We start from the raw sequence: 23,088 nt of genomic DNA on the forward strand, positions 1-23,088 counted from the left end.
GTCAAACTCCAGCTGCTTATTCCGAACCGCTGAGTTCGGCAGTTGGCAGATCTTCTCGCAGTGAAGCCTCACGTGGTTTGATGTGGTGGGCAAGGGTGTCGATGCCGAATTGCAGACGGTGATCGAGTCCAGGCTGTCTCGCCTCCCATACAAAAATGATGGCGCACCCAATGTGATAAAGCAAGGAGCTGATCTCGCGGGCGTACGGTTGCAGGTCTTCATCAGCAATCTTCTGTGCCATGGCGACTGCGTTGTCCAGGCTTTGCGCGAGTTGATCGCAGAGCGGCTCGAGCTGCGCAGATTGCGCTGACTGTTGTCCTGCCTGAGCCAGCAGGTCACGGAAGTGGCTGTGCAGTGCAGGCAGGGACTGATTCTTTCGGATCGCTCTCAATACATCCAGTGCGATGATGTTGCTGGTTCCTTCCCAGACTGAGCCTAGGTGGGACTCGCGCACCAGGCGGGCTTCGACCCATTCTTCGATGTAGCCGCAACCGCCACGCACTTCCATTGCGTCACCCGTTACTTTGCGGGCGTCGCGGCATGCGCGAAACTTCAGAAGCGGGGTCATGATTCTCACCAGTGCCTTGGCGTGGGCATCACCCTGATCGGCTTTTTGCAGAGCCTGCGCTGTTTGAAATCCATAGGATCGTGCCTGTTCGGTCGGCAAGGCCAGTTTGGCAAGCTGCCTTTGCATCAGTGGCAGATCAACCAGTTTCTTGCCAAACGCCACCCGGTTGTGCGCGACAAACAAGGCCTCGGTCAGTGCCCGGCGCATCAACGCGGCCGATCGAATGCCGTTGGACAGGCGCGAGCTGTTCACCATCTCGGCCATCTGCTGGAACCCGCGGCCGATTTCTCCGATGAGGTAAGCCTGGGCACCGTTGAAACGGATCTCGCCGCTGGGCATGGAGCGGGTGCCAAGTTTCTCTTTTAAGCGCAGGATACGGTAATCGTTGATCTGCCCGTTATCCTTGATGCGAGGCATCAGAAACAGGGTGACACCAGCCATACCGGATGGCGCCCCGTCCGGTCGGGCCAGCACCATGGCCAGATCAGCATCTGCGTTCGAGCAGAACCATTTGTCGCCATAGAGCTTCCACTGCCCATCCTCCTGGACGGCACGGGTCTCGGTGCCAGCAATGTCTGAGCCCATGGCTTGCTCGGTCATGAACATGGCTCCCTGAAACAGCTCCTCAAAATCCAGGGAAGTGAGTCTGGGCAGATACTTGGCCACCAGATCAGGATGTCCGTACTTCCTGAGGGTGCGGGTCAGCGAGTCGGTCATGTTGACCGGACAAGTCAGGCCGAACTCGGTTTGGGTAAACAGATAAAACAGGGTGTATTTGGCGTGCGTCGGCAAAGTCTCGTGCCAGCCCAGTACACCTGGGACATGGGAGCCGGCCGCCATGCCGAACTCACTGAACGCCCAGCGTTCTAGCTCGACGTAGGCAGGGTGTTTGTAGATCTCGTCGACATCCTGGCCACGACGATTGCGCGTCGACAGCTCGGGAGTGTATTTGTCAGCCAGAAACGCCAGATCGTCCAGGCGCTCAGCGGCAATCTGCCCGAGCCGGTCAAAGTGCGGCAGAAAATGATCAAGCGCCTGCTCCGACAGGTACAGAGCGAGCAGGCGGGGAAGGTCAGGATCCAGTCGGTACAGATTGCGACCTTGTCCGTCCGGAATGGCGCTGCTGGCCATCGCGTCCGACGCCGGGGCGTGGTGTGGTGAGGCAGCGCCAATGCTCGAGGCGGATTCTTTCGATGTGACGGGCATGTCCATTTGATTCTCCAGAAAGTGTGTTCAGTGTTCGGTGTTCGATGTCCTGAGCGCAATGACAATTGCTCAGTCGTTCGTTCAGTGGCCAGTGCGTTGACCGGCCCGGTCTAACTCAGCAGGGCATGAGCTTGTTCCAGTGTGACCGTATCGGTGCTGAGCAGGTGGTTGATGATTGCGTTGTCCTGAGCCGCGTCATTCCCGCGGCGACGGGCCTGTTGCACCCGGTGCACAAGTACCTGATGGCTTAGCAGGAGTCGCCTTGCGTCTTTGCCCTGGGTGCCCAGGGTTGCACCCTCGATCGCCATCAGTACGGCAGTCACGGTGTTGTAGAGATCGGTCGCCGCACTGCGACACTGGTCTTCCATATCCTGATCAGATGCCACATCGTCCATGAAAGCACATGCCGACACGAGCTCAGCACTCAGTGACTCGCGCAAGCTGGCCGGAACGCTGGCGCAGCCCGACAGTTCGCCCAGCAGCGTCTGTGTGAGTGCATGGTGGGAGCCGTCCTTGCCAGCGGCCCGCTGCACCGCATCAAGCGCATTGATGTTGCTCGTGCCTTCCCAGATGACGCCGAGATGGGCATCTCTAACCAGTCGCTCGTTGACGAAGTCCTCGATATAGCCATTGCCGCCTCGAATCTCCATGGCTGCCGTGGCAACCCGGATGTTGTCGCGGCAGGACCGCAGTTTCAGCAGCGGGGTGAGGATTCGCAGAAGCAGACCCGACAGGTTGTCCCCGCGATCGGATTGGTCCATCAACTGGGCGGCATACGTGAAGCAGGAAAGGGCCTGTTCGGTCGGTAGCAGAATCTTGAGTAGCTGTCGCTTCTGCAAGGGGAGATCAATCAGGCGCCGGCCAAACGCGTGACGATGGTTCACCACCACCCAGGACTCGTTCCAGCAGCGTCGCATCATGGCGGCAGCCCGCACACCGTGCGACAGACGCGAGAGATTGACCTGATCCAGCATCTGTTTCAGGCCCCGGCTGGCGTCTCCGACCAGATAGGCATGGGCGCCTTCGAAGATGATCTCGCCGCTGGGCATGGAACGCGTACCGAGCTTGCCTTTGAGCCGGGCGATACGATAGGTGTTGCGCGATCCATCGTCCAGGCGCTTTGGTACCGCAAACAAGGCCAGCCCGGCTGTGCCTGGGCCCCCATCGGCCGGCCTTGCAAGAATCAGTGCCACGTCGGCATCGGCCGCCGAGCAGAACCACTTGTCTCCATACAAGCGCCAGTTTTTGCCATCGTGAATGGCTTGCAGGCGATTGGTGCCCACATCTGAACCACCGGTGCGCTCGGTCATGAACTGTGAGCCTTTGAGCAGACTCGACAGGCGGGTGCTGGTCATGCCCGGCAGAAAGCGCTTCTGGACGGCGGCATCGCCGTAGCGCTCAATCAGGTAGGCCGAGCTGTCGGTCAGGCTGATCGGGCACATCAGCCCGAACTCGGACTGCACAAACAGATACTGAAATGCGTACTTGGAAAGCGGGCTGTAACGTGCTGACCAGCCCAGCACACCCTCTGTTCTGGACATGGCGTGGATGCCGAACTCCTCAAACGCGATGCGTTCCATCTCTCGATAAGACGGGTGATACTCGATCCAGTCTTCGTCCCGGCCAAAGCGGTCTCTTGCATGCAGCTTTGGAGGATTCCTGTCAGCGAGGCTTGCCAGCATATCCAGCTCATTGCCGGCCACTTCTCCCAGACGATCCAGGTGAGGCTGAATGTGGGCATGCTCGTCTTCCCGCAGGCGCAAGGCAAGTAGATCCCTGGCCGATTGGTCGATCTGGTAAAAGTTCAGGCCTCGACAGTCCGGTGCAACCAGCTCATGAGGTGCTTTGCTCGCAAGCGTCTCCAGCACTGAGGTGCGATCCTCGTCATGACGGATCGCGTTGCCGTTTTCAGTATGACTGGATGCGCTGTGTGTGGCTCGATTAGTGGCTCGATGTGTGGCCTCGTTTATGGCCTCGTTTGTGGCTCTGAAGTCCATTATCTTTGTCTCCCCTGTTGTGGTGCTCTGTGGCACTTGACTGCGTTGTACGAGTTGTATGAGTTGGTGATTCGAATGAGTGGTTCGAAACAGGTGTTTCGACTATGTGCTCCAGGTCAGGACCCTGTGCTTCGGCATGATTGACGTGTTGCGACACAGTCTATGGGTCAGAGGGACGTCTGCAAAGGGCTGTTTCGCACTGCGAAATCGTGGCAAGATGAATGCAGAAGACAGGAAGGCTGTCAGTAACAGGAAGAGGCGATGGAGGACGAGCAGATGTCTGAAGGCTTTGAGGGGCCAGGGCAACCGGCATCCAGGGATCGTCAGATGGTGGCGTCGCTTGGGCGTGGCCTGGCAATTCTGTCTGCGTTCCGGACCGTGCAACCGGTGCTGAGCAACAGTGAGCTGGCTGCTGCCACCGGACTGCCACGTCCTTCTGTCTCACGGCTCACGCATACGCTGGTCAAGCTGGGATATCTGGAATACGACTCGGAATGGGGTCAGGCGGGCGGATACCGGCTTGGACCCAGAGTGCTGGCCATGGGCTATGCCATGCGGGGTGGGTTGACGCTGCGCCATGTGGCCATGACGCATCTGGATGATCTGGCCCAGCTCTGTAACGGGCTGGCTGGACTGGTTGCCTTGCAGGGCCATGGCATGTTGATGGTCGAAGTGGTGCGTGCAGGTCATGCCGAGATCGGCAATCTGGAGGCCGGTGTTCATACACCTCTGGAGAGTACCGCCATGGGTCGAGCCTATCTTGCAAGCTGCAGTCAACCAGAGCGCGACAGACTGGTGGCTTTGCTCATCAGCCAGCGAGGTCTGAATCCCGATCAGCTCAATGAAGTCGTCGGCAGAGCGTGCGATGAGTACAGGGAGCTGGGTGCGTGCACGGCCATCGACAGTTGGCGCGATGGCAATTGCGGTGCAGCCGTACCTCTTTATCTGAAGGGCTTTGGGAGCAGGATGGTGCTGACTTGCGGTGCGACGCGTGCTGACGTGTCGGCGCAGCGTCTGCGTGAGGAGATTGTGCCGGCGGTCAGGGACGCTGCGCGCAAGATCGAACTGGAGTACGAACGCGGTTCAAGGCAGCGGTCGCGCTGAGGCGACCTGGCGTAAAGGGCAGGGATAGGCTTGCTGTCAGGCAGCCGAGTGTCGAAGTAGTGACCTACAGGATTGTTACGATGTCGCTGGTTAGCCAGTTGGCCGTAAACCCTCGCTCCAGTCGGGCCTGGACGCGCAGCGTCCTTTAGCCGGAGGTGACCCGATTGGGTGCATGCCAAGGGCGTCCCTGGGTTTAAGCCGGTGTTTTCTGTTACTCGACATGCTGCCGGATGATTTCCAGCGGTGTACCGCCGCAGGAAGCGGCAAAATAGCTGCGACTCCAGAGCACATTTTTCTGGTACCGTTTCTCAAGCTCAGGGAACTGCTTGCGGAGCAAGCGGCTTGAAACGCCCTTGAGGCTGTTGACCAGCAAGTGCACATGGTCACTTTCCCCGTTGAACTCGGCAAGTTCAACATGAAACCGCTCGCAGACTCAGACCCAGATCCAGTCGCAAGACTGAGTCGGACTGCGCAGGTTCAGCGACCCTTGAACTGAGGTTTACGCTTTTCCATGAAAGCGGTACGGCCCTCGACGTAGTCTTCACTGTCAAAACACGCTTTGACAACCGCGTCACACAGCGCGACATCACGTTTGCCCTCGTCCTTCAACGCTTCGGTCACAATCGTCTTGATTGACCGCACGGTCAGAGGGGCATTGCCGGCAATGGTCTGGGCGTACCGGGTGACGTAGGACTCGAGTTCTTCGGTCTCGACGGCACGGTTGACCAGGCCCATGGTCAGTGCCTCGTCACAGTTGAACTGACGGGCGGTGTAGAAAATCTCCTTCGTGAAGGAGGGACCGACCACGCTCATGAGTGTCCGAACCCCTTCATACTCGTATCCCAGCCCAAGTTTGGCTGCAGGCACGGCAAAGGTCGAGTTCTTTGAGGCGATCCGCATGTCGCAAGCCAGTGCAATACCAAGACCACCACCGATGCAATAGCCGCGAATCATGGCGATTGTCGGTTTGCCCAGCGACTTCAGTGCCGCAGAGGCTTCTTGCGATGTCTTGTTGTAGAACTCGACAGCCTCTTCAGAGCCACGTTTGTCGTTGAACTCTGAAATGTCCGCGCCCGACACGAATGCCCTGTCTCCTGCTCCCGTCAGAACCACAACGCGGACGTCATCGTCGGCAGCAAACTGCGCGACAGCTTGCGACAGCGCCTGCCACATTGAGAGGCTCACTGCATTGTGACGTGCAGGATTGTTAAAGGTGATCCAGCCAATCTGGTCAGACTTGCCGACCAGAAGTTTCTCGGTCAGGGGGTGGGGTGAGCCTATCATCTTGAAGTAACTCCTCAGTAAAAAGAATTGGCCAGGTGGCACCGGCACGGGTTTGTTCCTGTCGCGCAGACGCGAAAGAATGGTTGCCAGGGCGAGTCACAACGGGCCTTCGTTGTCATGCCGTGGCATAGTCAAACAGCGTAAACCGTACGATGGTGTAGTGAACAGAGAAATCTCGGTATGGGTCAAAGGCCATCACGGGTGGCAACATGCCCTGTGCGAGTGTTGAATCTGGCGTCAGTCCGTTTGCGCCTGCAGAGTGCGCACAAGCCCTGTTCTCACGACAAAAGTTGTTCAATGCAACCTGCATCAAAAATGCCCCTGGAACACGATTGCTGGAACAAAGTCAGGCTGACAGCGGCCCGTGCGGAAAAGGTCTTGCGGGACAGGCAAACAATGGACTCGATCGCGCTGAATCCATCTCGCCCGAATCGAGTACGGCTTCGCCTGTTTCAACAACAAGCCGCGCCGCTTTGGTGAGCGCAGTCACGGCGTTCTTCTCGACCCACAATCTTGCCAAGGCAACACCAACCCACCTATGAATATTTAAAACATCATAAAGCATACATTAAAGCCAGAAATTCTCCTGATATGGTTTCTTTCTGTGTTTTTATGTCTGATCGATTCTGCAAGAGGGGGGCTCTGGTCCACCGACGAGGCGGAATATTTTCTCCCCCCGTCAGCACGTGATTCTTCTGATGCTTCCAGCTGCTCTCTGGCGTTTCAACGACTGATCGGCAAGCAATCGGCTGATCTGGATCGCTTTGATCCCGTTCTGGTGCTCCCGGCACTGAGTGTCCGGCACGGAGCGAAGTGCACTGGGTGGGTGTTCAACGGAGCGTGACAGCAGGGCAGTGAACCGTCAAGTCAGCCGTCAAGTTAGCCGTCAAGTTAGCCGTCAATAGTAAATAGTGGGTTCAGAAGAAACTGGCCGACCGCAGAGTGTGACCAGTCCCGTCTTTCAATGCCACGTCGGCCTGGGCCAGTGAATGCGGCGGCAAATCTCACGACCCCTGACGGACATCGAAGCCCTCTGTTATCGCAACCGTGACTGCGTTGATATCACCGGTCGCACCGCCGGGGCCGCGCAATCAGGATGGTGGCGGCTACCTTGGCTCAGTGAAAGATCGAATAACCCTACGGTTTGTCGCAGAATTCAAATAAAACTGAGGTAAACACCAATGACAACTGCGGCAGTTACTGATTAAATTTCTGGGTCGTTAACACAAAGCAATTAGGATTACCCCTGCACAGGTTGTGGGATATCCTTGAACGCTAAAGAGGAGATCGAAGATGAGAAACCGCAAATTGATGACCTTGGCCGCCGGTGCGACTGCCATGCTGATGAGCGCTGGCGCAGCCATGGCCCAGGCTGACCGATCCGACTGGCCCAAGAGCTTCACTGTCGGTACTGCTTCGCAGGGCGGCACCTACTTTACATACGGCTCGGGATGGGCCAACCTTGTGGCCAAAGAACTCGGCATCACAGGTAGCGCCGAAGTAACGGGTGGTCCGATGCAGAACATGGCACTCGTGAGCACCGGTGATCTGCCGTTTGGCATGACCACCATGGGTCCTGCACGGGAATCCATGGACGGAGAAAACCCGATCGCGCCGGGAGTGCCGCTCACCAATGCATGTGCCATGTTCCCGATGTACACCACACCATTCTCGGTCACTGTGCTGTCTTCCTCAGGGATCAATTCGATCGCTGACATCAAACCCGGTGCCAGAATCGGATTCGGTCCGGCAGGCTCCAGCTCTGACACATACTTTCCGAAGATGCTCGAAGAGCTTGGTGTGAAGTTCGATCGCCGTAACGGTGGCTGGTCAGACCTGGCAGGTCAGCTCCAGGATGGTCTGATCGATGTCGTGGCATTTGCTGCAGGCGTGCCGGTTCCGGCAGTGAGCCAGCTGGAAGTACAGACCGACATCAACATTATCCCGTTCACGGAACAAGAGCAGGCCAAGATTGTGAAGGCCTTCCCGGTTGCGGCTCAGGAGATTCCGGCGGGAACCTACAAGTCTCTGACTGAGCCCGCACGTTCGGTGTCGATGTGGAACTTTGCAATTGCCAACTGCGATCTGCCTGAGTCCTTTGTCTATGAGACCGTCAAGACGGTGATGGGAGATCACGACCGGATGGTCGGTATTCACAAGGCGGCTACCGAGACAACAGTAGCCAACGCGGACAAGAACACGTTTATGCCGTGGCACCCGGGTGCAGCCAAGTGGTTCAACGAGAACGGTGCCAACATCAGCCCGGATCTGGTCCACAAGAAGTGATTTGAGGTGAATAACTCGCAGTATTGACGACACTTGTATCCGATACAGCTAGTCAATACTGCGAGTCAATGTTGCGCTGGCAAGTGGTGTGCTGGCAAGTGGTGTGCTTGAGGCGAGTGTCCAGAAAGTCGACCTCCATAGCAGGAAATAGCTCGAACTCAGTTATTCCCGAGCAGGCAATGCGGGCGAACCAGAAAGCGATGTTGCGTCATACACTCTGAAGTCGATCAATCAGTGATCAGGTTGAACTTGCGAGCCAGTGCAGCGATACCTGAAATGGGGCGAGCCAACGGGACAGGTCCGGGGAACTGCGGTGATCCAGCCGGGAACCATCTGGAACCCATTGGCTCGCCCTTGTGTGCCCAATGACAATTTTTTGCCCGGATCCGGGCTTACGCGGTTCATCTGAACCGCCTTGGAAGTGACTGCCATGACAGCCAGAACAGACTCGACACCAGAAAACGTGACCCCCATCATCGTGGAAGGGGTTGACCAGGAGCCGGTTGAGAGTAACCGTCGTCTGTTTACCGGGGTGAGCCTCGCGGTCATCGCAACCATCATGGCTGTCTATGCTTTTTTTCATGTGGCAGCGCTCAACGGTCTGTCGCTGTCTGCCATGACGTGGGGTGTGCTGGATTTTGAGTTTCTGCCGAGCATGCCGCTGGAGACCTGGAACTTCCGGATTGTTCACCTGGCGGGCGCGCTGGGACTTGGGTTCCTGATTTATGCCGGTTGCGGGTTTCCGACTTCGACACAGAAAGAGTCTCGCTGGATCGACTGGTTGTCGATTCCCTTGCTGCTGGCGGCATTGTTTGCTTTCGGGATGGCCATCTGGTTTGCGATTGATATAGCCGGGGGAGCCAAGTGGAACGGGATTGACAAGACGATCAAGTTCCGTGAAACCTGGCTCTATGGTGCACCACTGATGGTCTCGACCGTGTGCGCGATCATTCTGTCGTGGTTTCATAAACGGGATCGTGCTGCCGTGACCATGCCTGATGTGGTGCTTGCGGTCTGTGCAATGGCAGTGGCGGCCTATCTGATCGTGATTTATGGCACCTTGATGCGTAACGCAACGGGCACGCCCTTTGCTCCGATTGGCATTTCGATCGCTGCTGTGGCGGGTACGTTACTGATCATGGAACTCACTCGCAGGGTGGCAGGTCTGGCGCTGGTGGTGATTTCGGCCATCTTCCTCGGATATGTGTTCATCGGACACAACTTGCCGGGCTTTCTGAACTCCCCTCGCGTCACCTGGGAACGGTTTTTCAGTCAGCTCTACACGGATACAGGCATCCTCGGTCCGACGACAGCCGTATCCTCAACCTACATCATTCTGTTCATCATCTTTGCGGCGTTCCTGCAATCATCCAAGGTGGGTGACTACTTCGTGAACTTCGCCTTTGCACTGGCGGGCAGGGCGCGTGGTGGCCCAGCCAAGGTCGCCATCTTTGCGTCAGGGCTGATGGGGATGATCAACGGTACATCCGCCGGTAATGTGGTGGCGACGGGATCGCTCACGATTCCTTTGATGAAGAAAGTTGGCTACGACAAGAAAACAGCAGGTGCGATCGAAGCAGCCGCCTCGACAGGCGGGCAGATCATGCCACCCATCATGGGGGCGGGTGCCTTCATCATGGCTGAAATTACGGGGATTCCGTACGCCGAGATCGCCATTGCAGCGATTGTGCCAGCGATTCTCTACTTCGTATCGATTTACTTCATGGTCGATCTGGAGGCTGCCAAACGGGCCATGCGTGGTATGCGAGACGACGAGCTGCCCAAAGTGGTCCAGATGTTGAAGCAGGTGTTCCTCTTCATTCCGATCCTGATCCTGATCATTGCGCTTTTCATGGGGTACTCAGTGATTCGTGCCGGTACGCTGGCAATCGTCAGTGCGGCTGTGGTGAGCTGGCTGACACCGACCAGGATGGGTATCAAGGATGTCATCAAGGCATTCGAGAACGCAGGGCAGATGTCGATCCAGATCATCGCTGTGTGTGGATGCGCCGGGATCATCGTGGGTGTGATTTCGCTCACTGGCGTGGGTGCGAGATTCTCGAATGTTCTGCTCGATATTGCTGATCAGTCGCAACTGCTCGCTCTGTTCTTTGCGATGTGTATTTCGATTCTGCTGGGGATGGGCATGCCCACTACGGCTGCCTATGCTGTCGCGGCGTCTGTGGTGGCTCCGGGTCTGGTTGCACTGGGTATTCCCATGCTGACGGCACACTTCTTTGTGTTTTATTTTGCGGTGGTTTCGGCGATCACGCCACCTGTTGCACTCGCGTCTTACGCGGCAGCCGGGATATCCGGGGCCAACGCCATGGAAACCTCCACGGCATCGTTCAAGATCGGTATCGCAGCCTTCATCGTGCCCTTCATGTTCTTCTACAACGCGGCGCTGCTGATGGATGGAACCTGGTGGCAGGTCCTGCGTGCCAGTGCTACGGCCGTGGTTGGCGTTTACTTCCTGTCAGCTGGCGTTCAGGGATGGTTCTTCGGTGGTCGCACAGTCTGGTTCCTGAGAATCGGTCTGGTGGTGGCTGCGCTTCTTATGATCGAAGGCGGCTGGAGAACGGATCTGATCGGTATTGCCGTGGCGGCAGGTGTGATCGCCATCCAGAAGATTTTCAACCCCAAGCCTGGAGCGACGCTCAGGGCGACGGGCATGGATTGAAGTTCGCTGGGTGGACGGCTTTGCGGTCGGATGTATCAACGGTGTCAGTGGATGGAAGATGATGAACTTTCTGCCTTACTGCGCCGTAATGCAAGTTGCTTGGCTGAAGCGCCTTGACCCGTGGGATGCATCCCTTCGTTGTGGTGCTACAACGCTTGGTTTTGATGTGTAACGGTTTCGACTTTCGCGTGTGAAACGGTGGGGTTTGATATTAGTATTGACTAACGTAAATACAGTTGTAAGCGCAATTTCTACGTGGCGTTGTCAAGTCAAACCACATGTTTTGCACGGAAATCGGAAATGAACAAAAAACAGGTGAGCTCATCAGGGCAGCAACGTATACAGCGCGAGTCGGGCAGCGTTGTGGTAATCGTTGCTGTCTCGCTGACTGCGCTACTGGGTTTTGCAGGCCTGGCAATCGATTATGGTTACGCCTTTTCTCAAAAGACCCGGTTGTAATCGCTTGCGGATGCTGCGGCCCTGGCTTGCGGATACACCGACTGTGTGCCCAGTACTGCCGAAGAAAACAAGAATGATGCGGTATTTGCACCCATCAATCAGGACGCGACCCCGCTTGCGGTCCAAATTGTCTTGCCGTCAACGACGGCAGCGCCGACAGACTGCCCGAGAACGTCTACCAAATGTTTTCAGGTGACCGCGACGCAGCAATGGCGCACGTTTTTCTTGCAGATCTTCGGCATTTCGACGCTGACAACCAATGCCGTGGCAACCGCCATCAGTGGTGAGGTGATTCCACCTGATGAGGCGGGTGCGGTGCCCGCGATTCTTGCGCTATCTCGAGATCAGGCAGGAGTCAGTTTTACTGGCGGAACCGTTACCATCTCAGGAGACGTTAACTCGAATTCGGATATTGTCAGAACAGGAAGCACCTCGGTCACAGTTAATCCGTTACCGAAGACCGAGAACTCAGGCACACTCAATGCAGTCGGTGTGATTACAGGATTCAACAGTTTGCCTGCTGCCAGACGTAAACAAGGTATTGCAAGCTTGTTTGCTGATCCTTGCGCAGGTGCGTTGCGACGCCAGGATATGGAGCGTGAAGCGAACTTTGCGTCATGCCTGCCTCCCCCCAGTTTTCCGAGCAACTGCAGCAGCTCCAACCCGTTCACCATTCCCGCTGGCACCTATTGCAGTCTTGCTGGACCCAATAACCAGGCACTGTCGATTCCAACCCAATGTACGGTGAGGATGCGGGGTAACTACTACGTTCGAGATGGTCTGAATATCGAGTCGAACCCAAACACCGTGCTCGACGGTGAAGGGGTTTTTATCTACAACAAGACTGGTGCCGTCCAGTTCCTGCTTGGGGGGCGCGTCACCTTGACACCCGCTACATCGGGCACTAAAAGTGGCGTGCTGATGTTCCATGATGGGGTGGGAGATGTGTCGTTCCAGACGCGTAACAGCGGTGCGACGGGTGCAAGGATCGATGGTATCTTCTACGCGCCGAGAGCGACGCTATCGTTTAGTGCCAATCACAGTGGCTGGCCTTACAGTTCGACTGGAATTGTCGCCGCCGCCGTTCAGACGAGTGGTAGCACTCTGCTGACAGTCAATACTCCTCCGGGTGGGGCATGCAGCAATTTAAAAGGTGGTGGATTGCTGGGTCGGGTCAAACTCGTCCGGTAGGCCAGGCTGATTGTCGTTTAGAGTCGTCCTGGTATGAAGGTAGCGAGAAAGTCTTGCCGTCCTCTTGGAAAACTATCGTCATCCAGCTCTCTTTTTGTTGTATTCATGCTCGGTCAAAGCGTGGGGACATTGTTCTGCATCGCCTTGACATGAACAGGCTGTAGGCTCTGGAGTGACAACTGCATCGAGAAACAGTAGAAATGCGCGTGCTTACTCCAGTTTCAAGAGAATTTTGAATTCCACTAAGCTCAGCCAGAATCTGAGTGAGGTTGCGCACCCGGAACAACATTGCGTAATGCAACGTTTGGGGATTCCCGATCAATTGGATACGATTGCGACATAAAACAATGAAAGTGCGGGGGCGTTGTGAAGCCAGCTGATATCGAGATGGGCAAATCCAGTGAGGGAGGGTGCGCGGCTGATCGCAGTGAGTCAGGCACGATCCTGGTTATTGTCGCAATTGTCATGGTTTCTTTGCTCGGCTTCGCTGGCCTGGCAATCGATTTCGGGTATTACTTTGTACAGAAAACGAGACTTCAGGCGCTTGCCGACTCTGCAGCACTGGCTTGTGGCTACAGCGGCTGTGAGTCAACCACCGAGTCAAGTGATCCGAATGCCCAGTTGTTTTCTGGCATCAATTCCCAGGGCATTCCCCTTCGTGTCATAGTTCTTGACGGGGCTGCCGATCCGAACGATGAGTGTCCGGAAGACGAGGGCATATGCTTTCGGGTCAGGGCCAGCAAGACCTGGGATACGTTCTTCATCCGACTGTTCAACATTCCCGAGATGACGGCGTGGGCTGAGGCCACAGCAACAGGTGGGTCGGTTGAAGAGAAGATGATTGTTCCTGCCATGCTGGCACTTGGCGGTGACATCACTTTTACTCAAGGTAGCAAGGCGACGATTACGGTTGTTGGAGATGTCCTGTCTTCCGGCACAGTTACTGGAGCGGGTGGGATCGATATGCAGGGTGAGAGTCAGGTCAAGAGTAATTACAGTATTCAGGATCCGTGCAGTGCCCTGCAAGCACAAGTTCCACCTCAACAAACATTTGACAGTTGCGACTTCAATAACTTTACCTTGAGTACGGAATCACAATGCACAGCCAGCATGCTGCCGGGTACCTATTGTGGAACGACCCGGGTTGAGGTGACGAATGGTTGTAAGGTTGAGATGTCCACTGGCAATTATTTTTTTGAGGATGACTGGGAGATCACCGAGTCACCAAACGGCAACGGGGTAGATGGCACTGCGGGTGTATTCATCTATCACAAGTCAGGTTCACTCATCACGAGCAACAGCAAGGGAAACGTTCAGTTTTCGCCATATGAGTCGCCTCCATCAGGGCAACAGGACTACTCAGGTGTTGTTTACTGGAACGACAGTGGCGAGCCACTCACGTTTTATGCCCACAGGCAGGGTATTGATCTCTTTCTGAACGGTATTGTTTACGCGCCTGGTTCAGACATCATCATTGATAATTCTGAAACCAACAATGCCAAGGACACTTTCGGATTTGCCAGCATCATTGGTAACTCGATTGATGTCGACATGACCAGCGGAGAGCTTCAACTTGGCCCCCGCCTGTGAACTCTGTCTGTGCTCAGAATAATTCAGGTACGACTGGTACAGAAGGATCGGGGTCTTCTGGCCGAACTGCTTTGATCAAGTGATTGTCTCCAAAGCCACAGCGCTCACAAAGCCAGTGTTCGGTCATTGATGCACTTTTTTCGTCCATTGAGCATCTCTTCTGGTGTCGATCTGAATGATCATCAAGGACGAGTAGCGTGTGCGGACATCGGCCTGATTCTTCTATTCTCACCAAGACTCACACTTGTGAAAGTCCTTCAATATCGTTCAGAACTGCAGACTGTCGATTGCAGTATTGATCGGAATTGAAGCCTGACCTGGAACAGAATCCACTAGTTGTTATTTGCCAAAAAGTGCTAGATGACGCTATGACTGTCCCTGCAGTCGGTGCATCGGCATTTCAGGGCAATTTTCCTACACGCACTCAGAGTAGTTCCTGTCAGGTTTTTACGCCAGTCCGAAAGCATCAGCGAAGAACTACAAATATTTTTTTATGAATAAGTCCTGAATAAATCTTATTCTCACTCTTGATTGTCATTATACTTTCCTGTGTTTATCTGAGCCTGAAATGCAGGAGCAAGCCCGTGTCAAGAATCTGGTGTGAAGATAGTGACCTGATCGGCAGTGATTCCGATGCCAGCGGCGATCGCGAATCCGGAAGTATTCTTGTCATCGTCGCAATGCTCGGAGTCGTGCTGCTTGGCTTCGCAGGATTGACGATCGACTATGGGTACTATTTTTCTCAGAAGACACGTTTGCAGGCAGAGGCTGATGCGGCCGCCGTGGCGTGTGGTCTGACGGCAAGGTGCAAACCGGGCGCCATGCTGGCTCCAGAGAATGCTGCTGTCTTTAATCCCTTAGGATTTTCGGCGAATGACGTCAAGGTTCTAGCAATCAATGCCCGGTGTCCACACAATCCTGCTCTCAATAACTGCATAGAAGTCGAAGCAATGTCAACCTGGGATACATTCTTTGTTCGGCTGTTCAATGTTTCAACGCTGACTGCCAGTGCGACTGCAGTTGCTGTTGGAGGGCAGACTCCACAGCCAGTAGTTGTGCCGAGCGTATTGGCAACAGGCACAGGACGAGAAGGCATTCAATCCCATGGCAATGCAGCCGACGCTGTGCGCGTGAGAGGTGATATCGTTTCCAACTCTGGTATTCAGGTGAATAACAACAGCGCAATCACGCTTCTTGACGGAGGTATTGCGCGGGCAGTGGGGGGGATTACTGGTGCGATTAACGGAAACCAAGAGCCGTTGAAGACTGCGATGGCAGATCCTTGCTCTGCTTTGCCATCACCAACAGTTCCCGCAGAGAAATCCTGCAAACCGCTTCCGGAGATTACTGGGAGTTCATGTGGCAGGACTTAGGGACTGTTAACAAATAATATAGTCGAATGACTAGGGTCGTATGCAGTAATTCCATTCGCCATGGAAATCGCTTCGATCGATCTTGATCGTCGCCATTTGGGCGTCAGTGACAGAAATTCCCTTCGGATACGCGGCAGTATCGAGCTCGGCCTTAACCGACAGGCCGCTACGGGTTCGTGTGTTGGCGATCAGATTGACAATGACTTCGTGACTGATCAGTGGGCGCGCGCGCCAGTTCATGGTGATGAACGAGAACAAGCGGTGTTCAATCTTGTTCCATTTGCTGGTCCCGGGAGGAAAGTGATGCACGTGAATCTCGAGCCCCAGTTCCCTGGCTAACTGGCTCAACTCATACTTCCATAGCCGAACCCGATGGCCATTGCTGCCACCACCATCTGCTGTGATCGTCAATCGGCTGGCTTCAGGATAGCGCGCTCGGCCCATCGAGAACCACCAGCGCCGGATAGTTTGCACGGCAAATGTCGACGTGTCGTGATCCGTTCCCACGCTGACCCAACCCTCATCAGCACCTATGTCATAAACGCCGTACGGATTGGCGCGCCCCAGATCCTTGTCGACAAAGTCATGAACCTGGACCTGATCGGGTTGACCTCTAGGCAGCCATCGCTGGCCCGCGTTCTTGAAGGCCCCAACCAGCTCCTTCTTTTTGGTATCGACCGAAATGACCGGTTCGTTTGCATCCAGTGCGATCTTCACGGCTGCATTGATGTGCTCAAACTGTGCGTTTCGATCAGGACTCTGGTTGCCTTCGAGCACCTTGGCGTTTGCTTGCAGACTAAAATTCTGGCTACGCAATATATTGCCCACCACCACATGGCTGACCTGATGATGTCTGGTCTTGAGCTCATCGGCCAGATTGCGCAGACTCTTGCATGTCCAGCGCAACGGTGACTCCGGGTCACCTCGCGTGGTCGGCTCGACCAGAGCCAAAAGGTCTGCAACCAAGGTCTCATCGGTTGTCTCGAGTCGCTTGCGGCCACCTCCCGGTCGACGCGATCCTGTTGCCGTCGTGGACCGAGAGTCATCCGCCGCGTCGATACTTTTCAACGAGCCGAGCTCCTTGATACCGGCGGCTACCGTTGTGCGGGATGCACCAGTGGCCGATGCCACCTCGGCTATGCCACCTCGACCGAGTGCTTTGGCTTCTGCGCCGAGCAACAATCTTCTCTGACGCTCATTGAGTGTCTCGTTCAGCGCCTCCCAGCGCAAAGCGATTGGTGAGATATTCGGCATTCGATAAGCATAGCCGATTCCCAATAAATAACCAAGTTAAATATTTACAGTCTCTTATGGTCAGGCGGATGAATATTATTGCGGTGATAACTGGAATGTGAACATTGCTCAGAATGAGAACAAGTGCAACATTACATTCCTCGGCACCTACGTTATTAACAATACATTCAATTTCAACATCAATCCAAACAACAGTGAAGTTCACTTCAAGGATTCACTGATTCATTTAAAGCCCAACGCCAATTTTTCCGCCAATGTAAGCGGTAACAGTTCGGGTTTGAAAATCACGCCACGCAAATCAGGCGATGGGTCGTACGGGGGAATCGCCATCTGGATGTCGGGGCAGAACTCTGGCTTTCTGATGAATCAGCCGAATGCTTACGTATCGATTGGTGGGCTCGTTTATGCCCCCAACTCGAGTCTGAAAATCCAAATGAGCGGGAATGGAGGTGGTAATAAGGAAGATCCTGTGAGCTTCAGCGGGATCATCGCCAACTCGGTGAACTTTACGAATAATGCCCAGAATGGTGATCCATTCATCGTGAATCCACCGCCCTCAGGAGTCTGTGACACGGGAGGTTCAAGTGGAAACAACCCGAACATCGGTTCCCCGGACAAAACAAAGTTGGTGGGGTAGATAGGTTGGTGTTGTCTGGATAACGCCAGTGGATGTTTTGAAAAACAGGTGTCGATCAACGAGAACGAGAGGCAGCGCGTTCTGACGGCAACTTGATGTGTCTAAGGACTATCTTAAGAGTCGTGAAGGTTGCGTCACGGTTCCAGATACATGCTGGACCTTGCGGTCAACCCATCTTCGAATAGTGTTTTAAAAAAACCAATCCCCTGAAACTGGTAGGTCATCGTGACTCTGAGAATGGGGTTGGCTCCTGACTCCTCTACAGGAAAGAAAAAAAACCAAGCCACAAAGCAGGATGCCAGTGATTGTCGTCAGGACATGGTGACTGTTCATCGAAGTTCGATCGAGGTGCTGGGCAGGTTAGGGTGCGTCAAGTCTGCAAGTGTCGTCACTAGGTTAAACGTTTCGTTTGATGTGGAGTTTTGATTCGACACCTTGGCTGAGCTAAGGGTGGGATGCCGTATTCACGTTACACAGATCACCATGGCATGCGGTTCGCTGAGCGCGCCTGATAGTGCAAAAACGATGGGTGGGCATGCCTTCACAAAATAGTCGTGGTCGCATGCCCGATCTGGGCCAGTCAGACTTTCTTGCGATCCTTAGAGGCTTTCACGATTTCCGCCGCCTTGCTGTCGTCAAGGCGTGGCATGTCAAACAGGTCTCTGGTGCGGGTATACCAGCCTCGTCCGTGCATGCGGCCGATCATGTGAGTAGCTGCGGTGTCGATGTAAAGTTTGTCCATGTCAATGAGATCATCCCTCACGTGCATGTATAGCACTTCTCCAACGACCAGGTTGCGACCGATGCCAAGTTCAAGATTGACGATGCGGCGGCACTCAAATGAGATCGGTGACTCGACGATGTAAGGTGGCTTGACCTTGACGCTCTGCCCATGGGTGAAGCCGGCGACATCAAACTCGTCCACTTCCGGGTCGAAATCTACTGCTGTGATGTTCATGCCCTCAGCGATCTCTTCGGTCACCAGGTTGACGACGAATTCACCCGTATTACGAATGTTGTTGGCTGTGTCCTTCGCATTGTCTGGTCCGTGGGAGTTCACGCCAAGAACGACTGTGGGCGGACTGTCACAGACGGCGTTGAAAAAGCTGTAAGGCGCTGCATTGACGATGCCGTTATGATCAATCGTGCTCACAAGTGCTATGGGACGTGGAACGACACTGCTGACAAGCATCTTGTAGCGGTCTTTTGTGGAAAGCTTGGCGAAGTCAATCTGCATGGTTACCCTTCGAGGTGATGGAGAGGAAACCAGCAGATTGTACGCATGCCGTACACGTGTCAAGGGAATACCTTTGAGGCTGCATCGTTCCCCTCTCCTGTCATGTCATCGCACGGTCATGATCGCTTGTACTCCAGTTGATCTTGTTCTTAGAGATGCGATCGGGTTGGAGCCTCGTAGTTGGGTTTGTACAAACACAGGGATGTGCATCAGATACTGATAGGAAATCGGCTAGCGCGAAGGAACTGCACACCCGGCTTTCGTCCTGCACGCGAAGGCACACTCGCCCTTCGTTGATCAGACAAGGGCACAACTGCTCCGAGGTGCCTGGTGCCTGTGTTGAGGGCCTATCGCTGCTGCAATGTTGGTTTGTTTTGATTGCCTGAAAAGCGTTCTGAACTCAGTACGCTTTCATCCAGAGTGTGTTCAAGTTCCTTCAGTGTTCCATCGTTCTGGAGCCTGATTGTCGCCTTTGACCACAGTGACGCGCTCTCCTTAGTCGCCTTTATCTGGTTGAATAGCACGCTTTCAGTTGCCTCCGACGGATCCTTGCCTTCTGTTTGTCTATGCCTGATGCGTTTTGCCATCACATCTGGATCTGCCTCACAAACGATAAAGATCATGTCGGGCGCTGGATGTGGCTCGATGCCTGCCTTGCCCGCGTCTAAGTTCTTTCGTTCGTTGCAAATCTGTTCAAACAGATTGACGTGTCGCTCATTCAGGAATGTGGCGTCCACCACGACATTGAATCCGGCTCCAAGTAGCGTTCTGGCATGGTGTGCAAGATGCTCGTACGTCTGGTCTGATGCCTCAGCTGAGTAACGCACTTCTGTGCCCACATCAGCAAACAGGCGCTTTCGTTCGCTGTCCGCCCGTAGCCAGACGGCTCCAGCCTTTCGGCTCAGAATGGATGCAACGGTGGACTTGCCGCTGCCACTTAACCCCGCGACTAAAAACAGGTGTGGTGGCGACAGTCCCATGGGTGGATTCAGGGCCAGCGACCAGTAGGGTTTGAACCCGTCGGACTCCCACGGATGCGATGAATGAGGGTCCGAATGGCCCTGGTAGGGTGAGTCGTGTGAGTCATTCGAATCGATCGGCTCTTGGGGTTGATCGCTTTGACGTTCAGCCGATAGCAAGGTGACTTTGGCCCGGATGATGGCTCTGTATCGAGTGAAGTACGACAGCAGTTTCAGTCCTGTGTAGTCTCCGACCTGTTGCTGATACTCGTTGAGAAACTGCCACGCCAGTTCAGGCAGGCCATGTGCGTGCAAATCCATGAAAGTGAACGCCACCTCGTTGATCACATCGATCATGCGCAGTTCATCATCAAACTCGATGGCGTCAAACATGACGGCCCGATCATCGATGAGTGTGATGTTTTTCAGGTGCAGATCACCATGGCACTCGCGAATCCACCCATCTTTGATTCGCTGGGTGCGTAGTGCCTCGCTGGATCGCCATGACGCGGATGCGAGCGTTCTAAGTTGATCTATCTGGCTTATCAACGTTTTCGACTGATCGACTGTTACCTCGTGGTGATCCTGCCGCTTTGAGGCCTGCACTTGGGGAGGGAGTGATTGTTGCTTAACGAATTGCTCAATCTCGTCGAGACTTTCAAGTAACCACCGTTGCGTGGGCTTTTGCCCGGCTATATAGTCCGCCTCAATCGGCATTTGTTGAAGGTGAAAGCGCGCAATGCATTGGGCCAGATCGCTGACATGCTCCAAGGTTAGAGCATGCTTGTGAGCCAGTTCGCTAAAGAGCATGCCTGCCTCAAACCGTCTCATCTTGACTGCCCAGTCGATACTGGCACCCACTCCGTTCAGTTCCGGGTGTTCAACTGACCCAGTAATCGGTATGACATTCTTGTAAATCTCCGGTGCAGTCCGTCGGTTTACGTTCAGCTCGCGCAGGCATTGTGCGTGGCGTTTGTCCACACTTGAGAAGTCCAGGAAGGGGAACTTGATCGGGCGCTTGACCTTGTAAGCGTTGTTACCAGCCAGAATGACTGAGGAGATGTGGGTCCGTATGATCGATACAACTGGCTCGTAAGTGGACGCCGTTGTATCGGCCACCAGCGATTCTTTCAAGTGGCTTGCGAGCTTCTCGACGAATCGGTCGTGTTCGGTAGGTGTCATATTGATTGTTGAGTGAAATGGCGTTTGGGCGCGCTCAGTCTATGCGTCTCCCTGTCGGGACGTACCAGGCAATTGTGTGCGCATCGATACGAAGCCTGTGCGCAATGCTTACAGATCCCGTAACTGAGCGGCGATCAAGCGCAGGCATACGGTATCGTAAGAAGGTACAACAACTCGACGATTTGACCAGAGTACCCGGTTTGGACTTGATTGTGTGACACGTTAAGCGGTCAGACTCCGGACGATCGCGGCGTGTCCGGGATTACAAGCGCGTGGCCAAGGGTGTCGATGCGAGTCAATGTAGTGATCCTGAGAGTTTCGTATTCCCGATTCGGACTACTACGCGATTGATCGGAAGCGTTGCGCTGCTCCTCAAGTCATCGCTCATGGCCGGCAGACTCTGCAGTGGATAGGAAACCCGAAGGCAGTTGCGGGAGGAAAAATGGGAGTATCAGGCAATTTGTTTCACGATCTGCTCAGTTCTGATGGAAACGAGCGTTTCGACCAGATCCTCGCGCTCAAAGGTGTACGCATCGAGCGTATCGTCTCTCACGGTCACGCCTGTGATCCGGGGTTCTGGTATGACCAGAGCTGGGATGAGTGGGTGCTGGTGATTCGGGGATCAGCGGTTCTTGAGTTGGTCCAGCCAGCGTACGGGGAGGGCACTATACGGTCCGAAGGGGTAGCATGCCCAGACCTGAGGGGTGCGGACAGTGAAGGATGTGACGACGCGGTTCAGGAAGTAAGGTTGAACGCTGGCGACCACCTTCTGATACCGGCTCATCTCAGGCATCGGGTTCAGTCAACCTCTCCGGACGAGCCAACTGTGTGGCTTGCCATCCACTGGGATGCAGGGGAAGGATCCGAATAGGAGGGTCGTATTTCGATGTGGTGATCCTGGCGTGGGGCTATGCTTGTGTGCTGCGCAGCCCCACCCTCATCGGAGCAGCGTCATGTCCGGGTCTGCTCAATCAGTTTCCTGACGTCTGCAGCAAATGCTTGCGTGTCCTCGGAGTCTGACGCCAGCAATCTGGCTTTGCCTCGATTATCAAACACGTAGACACCCTGACTGTGAGTGACGTTGTAAACGTCTTCACTGTCGCCGGGTTTGGGCTTTTCGATCTGATAGGCAATCCGGTACCGTTTGGCCAGACGGGCAATGGTGCGCTCATCACCTGTGAGTCCGATTGCATTGGGATTGAAAGCGTTGACATAAGCCTGAAGAATGTCAGGCGTATCCCGGTGCGGGTCCACACTGACAAACACAATCCGCACATCCTTCGCGTCATCGCCCAGCATTCTCATGATCTCACTGAGCTGTGCCATGGTGGTCGGGCAGATGTCCGGGCAACTGGCGTAGCCGAAGAACATCAAGACTGTTTTGCCGTCCAGATTGTCGTCTGTAAATGTCTTGTCGCCTGCGGCCTGTAACTCAAATTGCAGATCAGGCAGGTGACCGCTGACGTCATAAAGCGTCCAGTCGGGTGACCGTTCCGAACAACCGGCCAGCGCAATGAGCATACCCAGAAGCAGGATTCTCGCGTGGCGGACGGCGCTGTTCATCAATGATGAAAGCGTGTTGCGGACTGAAACGGGGTGGGTACTGATACGAGAGAACATGTCGAGGCACTCAGAAACTCAGAACAAGAACATACAAAGGGTTGCCCCTGGCAGAAGCCAAGAGTCTCCAGCGGCTACCTGTTGCGACCAACGCCAGCAACAACCGCCAGCCACAACCGCATCGGCATCGCCCTGGAAGCAGTCATACGAACAGACAAAGAGCAGAGAGATGGCCAGGACCTGCCAGAGCAGGCGAACAGCAAAGAGCCTGAACAGGCCGCAGGCATCCCGCTTGATGTTGCGCTGTGTGGCGGCTTGCAGATGCTATGGACTATCTGAAACGAATGAAGTTCAGGCTCGATGTGATTGGTCCAGAGCCGATCAACCTGGTCTGATCTGGTCAACTTGATCGAACAGGTAATAACCCGAATGGTATCAACTTTGGGGTTATTCGACCGGCATTTCCGCAAAGCTCAATGGGAATCGGTTGCACCATATCAAGAACACACAAGAAAGGCGTC

At 54.8% G+C, this 23,088-nt stretch carries 19 protein-coding genes and 1 pseudogene; 10 read left to right on the forward strand and 10 right to left on the reverse strand.

All coding sequences use genetic code 11. The features are described 5' to 3' along the window. Positions 1–16: 16 nt before the first annotated feature. Together DBV39_RS00575 and DBV39_RS00580 are read right to left on the reverse strand one after the other, a co-directional pair. Complete coding sequence (locus DBV39_RS00575; protein ID WP_108619893.1) at positions 17–1,780, reverse strand: acyl-CoA dehydrogenase family protein; 1,764 nt, start codon at positions 1,778–1,780, stop codon at positions 17–19. A 104-nt stretch (positions 1,781–1,884) separates the two neighbouring features. Then, on the reverse strand, positions 1,885–3,642 hold the full coding sequence (locus DBV39_RS00580; protein WP_227870742.1) for an acyl-CoA dehydrogenase family protein: 1,758 nt from the start codon (positions 3,640–3,642) through the stop codon (positions 1,885–1,887). A 405-nt stretch (positions 3,643–4,047) separates the two neighbouring features. On the opposite strand from DBV39_RS00580, the gene DBV39_RS00585 reads away from it, so the two are divergent. Beyond that, positions 4,048–4,875: an IclR family transcriptional regulator gene (locus DBV39_RS00585; RefSeq protein ID WP_159078701.1), complete on the forward strand. Its 828-nt coding sequence runs from the start codon at positions 4,048–4,050 to the stop codon at positions 4,873–4,875. 211 nt (positions 4,876–5,086) lie between these two features. On the opposite strand, the pseudogene tnpA reads toward DBV39_RS00585, so the two are convergent. The 4 genes and pseudogenes from tnpA to DBV39_RS00605 all read right to left on the reverse strand — a co-directional run. Then, a pseudogene (gene tnpA, locus DBV39_RS00590) lies at positions 5,087–5,308 on the reverse strand (IS200/IS605 family transposase); the annotation flags it as partial. Between the two features lie 44 nt (positions 5,309–5,352). Then, positions 5,353–6,159: an enoyl-CoA hydratase gene (locus DBV39_RS00595; protein WP_108623006.1), complete on the reverse strand. Its 807-nt coding sequence runs from the start codon at positions 6,157–6,159 to the stop codon at positions 5,353–5,355. A 115-nt stretch (positions 6,160–6,274) separates the two neighbouring features. Continuing rightward, on the reverse strand, positions 6,275–6,469 hold the full coding sequence (locus DBV39_RS00600; RefSeq protein ID WP_108619897.1) for a hypothetical protein: 195 nt from the start codon (positions 6,467–6,469) through the stop codon (positions 6,275–6,277). Positions 6,470–6,505: 36 nt separating this feature from the next. Next, a complete protein-coding gene (locus DBV39_RS00605; protein WP_159078702.1) occupies positions 6,506–6,679 on the reverse strand; it encodes a hypothetical protein in 174 nt (57 codons plus the stop codon). Between the two features lie 773 nt (positions 6,680–7,452). Between DBV39_RS00605 and DBV39_RS00615 the strand changes: the two genes are divergently transcribed. The 6 genes from DBV39_RS00615 (at position 7,453) to DBV39_RS00640 (ending at position 15,738) form a co-directional block, all read left to right on the forward strand. Then, positions 7,453–8,445, forward strand: coding sequence for a TAXI family TRAP transporter solute-binding subunit (locus DBV39_RS00615; protein ID WP_108619900.1), 993 nt, complete (start codon positions 7,453–7,455; stop codon positions 8,443–8,445). Positions 8,446–8,875: 430 nt separating this feature from the next. After that, positions 8,876–11,125, forward strand: a complete 2,250-nt coding sequence (locus tag DBV39_RS00620) for a TRAP transporter permease (protein WP_108619901.1) — start codon at positions 8,876–8,878, stop codon at positions 11,123–11,125. A 300-nt stretch (positions 11,126–11,425) separates the two neighbouring features. Further along, complete coding sequence (locus DBV39_RS00625; protein WP_108619902.1) at positions 11,426–11,584, forward strand: TadE/TadG family type IV pilus assembly protein; 159 nt, start codon at positions 11,426–11,428, stop codon at positions 11,582–11,584. Between the two features lie 45 nt (positions 11,585–11,629). Beyond that, positions 11,630–12,775: a hypothetical protein gene (locus DBV39_RS00630; protein ID WP_108619903.1), complete on the forward strand. Its 1,146-nt coding sequence runs from the start codon at positions 11,630–11,632 to the stop codon at positions 12,773–12,775. A gap of 387 nt (positions 12,776–13,162) precedes the next feature. After that, positions 13,163–14,365 carry a pilus assembly protein TadG-related protein gene (locus tag DBV39_RS00635; protein ID WP_227870743.1) on the forward strand — a complete coding sequence of 401 codons (1,203 nt, stop codon included), beginning with the start codon at positions 13,163–13,165 and terminating at the stop codon, positions 14,363–14,365. A 584-nt stretch (positions 14,366–14,949) separates the two neighbouring features. Then, positions 14,950–15,738, forward strand: a complete 789-nt coding sequence (locus DBV39_RS00640; protein ID WP_108619905.1) for a TadE/TadG family type IV pilus assembly protein — start codon at positions 14,950–14,952, stop codon at positions 15,736–15,738. 30 nt (positions 15,739–15,768) lie between these two features. Here the strand turns inward: DBV39_RS00640 and DBV39_RS00645 are convergent, their stop codons facing one another. Next, entirely contained in the window at positions 15,769–16,992 is a 1,224-nt protein-coding gene (locus DBV39_RS00645) for an ISAzo13 family transposase (RefSeq protein ID WP_108619906.1), read from the reverse strand. Between the two features lie 97 nt (positions 16,993–17,089). Here DBV39_RS00645 and DBV39_RS00650 point away from each other — a divergent pair, with 97 nt between their 5' ends. Further along, a complete protein-coding gene (locus tag DBV39_RS00650; protein ID WP_108619907.1) occupies positions 17,090–17,629 on the forward strand; it encodes a hypothetical protein in 540 nt (179 codons plus the stop codon). 580 nt (positions 17,630–18,209) lie between these two features. On the opposite strand, the gene DBV39_RS00655 is transcribed toward DBV39_RS00650, so the two are convergent. Together DBV39_RS00655 and DBV39_RS00660 are read right to left on the reverse strand one after the other, a co-directional pair. Further along, positions 18,210–18,866 (reverse strand): flavin reductase family protein, encoded by a 657-nt coding sequence (locus DBV39_RS00655; protein WP_108619908.1) that lies wholly within the window; start codon positions 18,864–18,866, stop codon positions 18,210–18,212. A gap of 347 nt (positions 18,867–19,213) precedes the next feature. Further along, positions 19,214–21,007 carry a bifunctional aminoglycoside phosphotransferase/ATP-binding protein gene (locus DBV39_RS00660; RefSeq protein ID WP_108619909.1) on the reverse strand — a complete coding sequence of 598 codons (1,794 nt, stop codon included), beginning with the start codon at positions 21,005–21,007 and terminating at the stop codon, positions 19,214–19,216. A 442-nt stretch (positions 21,008–21,449) separates the two neighbouring features. Here DBV39_RS00660 and DBV39_RS00665 point away from each other — a divergent pair, with 442 nt between their 5' ends. Then, a complete protein-coding gene (locus DBV39_RS00665) occupies positions 21,450–21,878 on the forward strand; it encodes a cupin domain-containing protein (RefSeq protein WP_108619910.1) in 429 nt (142 codons plus the stop codon). 80 nt (positions 21,879–21,958) lie between these two features. On the opposite strand, the gene DBV39_RS00670 is transcribed toward DBV39_RS00665, so the two are convergent. Next, positions 21,959–22,570, reverse strand: coding sequence for an SCO family protein (locus DBV39_RS00670; RefSeq protein ID WP_108619911.1), 612 nt, complete (start codon positions 22,568–22,570; stop codon positions 21,959–21,961). Between the two features lie 138 nt (positions 22,571–22,708). Between DBV39_RS00670 and DBV39_RS00675 the strand changes: the two genes are divergently transcribed. Then, on the forward strand, positions 22,709–22,906 hold the full coding sequence (locus tag DBV39_RS00675; protein WP_159078703.1) for a hypothetical protein: 198 nt from the start codon (positions 22,709–22,711) through the stop codon (positions 22,904–22,906). Positions 22,907–23,088 lie beyond the last annotated feature (182 nt).

The organism is Orrella marina, assembly GCF_003058465.1.
Lineage (GTDB): Bacteria > Pseudomonadota > Gammaproteobacteria > Burkholderiales > Burkholderiaceae_B > Algicoccus > Algicoccus marinus.

What these genes read in the sequence shown, in the direction of transcription:
- DBV39_RS00655 (WP_108619908.1), bottom strand. Translation starts at nt 18,866, where the DNA reads ATGCAGATTGACTTCGCCAAGCTTTCCACAAAAGACCGCTACAAGATG.
- DBV39_RS00600 (WP_108619897.1), bottom strand. Translation starts at nt 6,469, where the DNA reads ATGCAGGTTGCATTGAACAACTTTTGTCGTGAGAACAGGGCTTGTGCG.
- DBV39_RS00665 (WP_108619910.1), top strand. Translation starts at nt 21,450, where the DNA reads ATGGGAGTATCAGGCAATTTGTTTCACGATCTGCTCAGTTCTGATGGA.
- DBV39_RS00620 (WP_108619901.1), top strand. Translation starts at nt 8,876, where the DNA reads ATGACAGCCAGAACAGACTCGACACCAGAAAACGTGACCCCCATCATC.
- DBV39_RS00575 (WP_108619893.1), bottom strand. Translation starts at nt 1,780, where the DNA reads ATGGACATGCCCGTCACATCGAAAGAATCCGCCTCGAGCATTGGCGCT.
- DBV39_RS00585 (WP_159078701.1), top strand. Translation starts at nt 4,048, where the DNA reads ATGTCTGAAGGCTTTGAGGGGCCAGGGCAACCGGCATCCAGGGATCGT.
- DBV39_RS00645 (WP_108619906.1), bottom strand. Translation starts at nt 16,992, where the DNA reads ATGCCGAATATCTCACCAATCGCTTTGCGCTGGGAGGCGCTGAACGAG.
- DBV39_RS00625 (WP_108619902.1), top strand. Translation starts at nt 11,426, where the DNA reads ATGAACAAAAAACAGGTGAGCTCATCAGGGCAGCAACGTATACAGCGC.
- DBV39_RS00660 (WP_108619909.1), bottom strand. Translation starts at nt 21,007, where the DNA reads ATGACACCTACCGAACACGACCGATTCGTCGAGAAGCTCGCAAGCCAC.
- DBV39_RS00615 (WP_108619900.1), top strand. Translation starts at nt 7,453, where the DNA reads ATGAGAAACCGCAAATTGATGACCTTGGCCGCCGGTGCGACTGCCATG.
- DBV39_RS00670 (WP_108619911.1), bottom strand. Translation starts at nt 22,570, where the DNA reads ATGAACAGCGCCGTCCGCCACGCGAGAATCCTGCTTCTGGGTATGCTC.
- DBV39_RS00595 (WP_108623006.1), bottom strand. Translation starts at nt 6,159, where the DNA reads ATGATAGGCTCACCCCACCCCCTGACCGAGAAACTTCTGGTCGGCAAG.
- DBV39_RS00635 (WP_227870743.1), top strand. Translation starts at nt 13,163, where the DNA reads ATGGGCAAATCCAGTGAGGGAGGGTGCGCGGCTGATCGCAGTGAGTCA.